This window comes from Pseudomonas sp. JH-2 (genome assembly GCF_036231725.1).
GTDB lineage: Bacteria > Pseudomonadota > Gammaproteobacteria > Pseudomonadales > Pseudomonadaceae > Pseudomonas > Pseudomonas delhiensis.
In genome coordinates this window covers 1-1,157 of record NZ_JAZAQP010000118.1, presented here as the reverse complement: position 1 = coordinate 1,157, position 1,157 = coordinate 1, and the positions used below count along the sequence as shown (strand labels likewise).

Annotated in this window: 1 protein-coding gene; it reads right to left on the bottom strand. The window is 66.6% G+C overall.

Features of this window, described 5'->3' with window-relative positions:
- A partial coding sequence (locus VV867_RS30965; RefSeq protein ID WP_328568440.1) for a carbohydrate porin occupies nt 1-1,157 on the bottom strand: 1,157 nt, incomplete at both ends.

Here is a 1,157-nt window from a genome sequence, read left to right as displayed (position 1 = left end):
GGATGCTTGATGTACTGCAGGTTCGGCCGCACGGTCAGCCAGTTGGTGACGTGCACCCCGTAGTACAGCTCGGCGTCGTACTCGCTGTGCTGCACCGGCTGGAACAGCGGGTTGTCGTAGTCGTCGATGCCGGAAACTTGGTTGATCTGCTTCTGGCGCCTGGTCACGTCGTCGTTGACGTGGATGCGCGCCACCGCCAGGCCGATGTCGTCCTTGGGCCGGGCGTCGAACAGGCCTTTGTAGACGGCGCCGACCTGCTGGTAGTTGTCCACCGTGTTGGTCGCCTGGTCGTGCACGGTGAAGTTGGCGAACAGGCTCAGCCCGCGCGAGGCGTCGCCGTCGTGGGCGGTCACCTGCTGCTGCGCCACCACCCACCAGCCGTGCTTGCTGCCGTGGGACTTGAAGGCGTCGCCGGTCAGCGCCTGGGGCTGGCCGTTGACGTCCTCGTAGACGTCGTCGGCCTTGGCGGTGCTGTAGTAGTAGCCCAGGCGGTATTCGCCCGGCAGTTGCTGCGGGCCCACCTTCGGCGACCACACCAGTTCCACCGGCAGGATGGCGCCCTGGGTGCCGCTGCCGCTGAGCTTGAAGCCGTTGCCGGTCTCCAGGTTCGAGGGGTTCTGCTCGTAGGCGCCGACCTGCACGAAGAACTCGGGGCTCAGGTTGTACTTCACCCGCAGCGCCCACTGGCTCACCGGCCAGTTGTACCAGATGCCGCCCACCCAGTTGCCCACCTGCGAGCCGCAGAACGCCAGGTTCTGGAAGTCGCAGGGGAAGCTGTTGAAGTCCTCGCCCTCGCCGAAGCGGCCGAACTTCACGTCCAGGGCGTCGTCGAGGAAGGTCTGCTTGTACCACATCTGCGTCAGCCGCCAGGTCTGGCCGCGGCCCCAGACTTCCTGCACCGAGCTGAGCTGGCCGGCGCGCGGGTCGCTGAGGCGGTCGTTGGACAGGTTGTTGCCGCTGCGCTCGGTGATGGTCAACTGGAACTCGGCGCCGTGCCAGCCGAGGATCTTCTGCAGGTCCAGGTGGCTGCCCAGCGCCCACTGGTCGGTGTAGCGCGCGGTCTTGTCGTCGTTGTAGCCGCCGTGCAGGTTGCCCGCGGCCTCGCCGACGTAGTCCAGCTTGAAGTCGTAGCCCTTCTCCAGCAGCTCGCTGCGGGT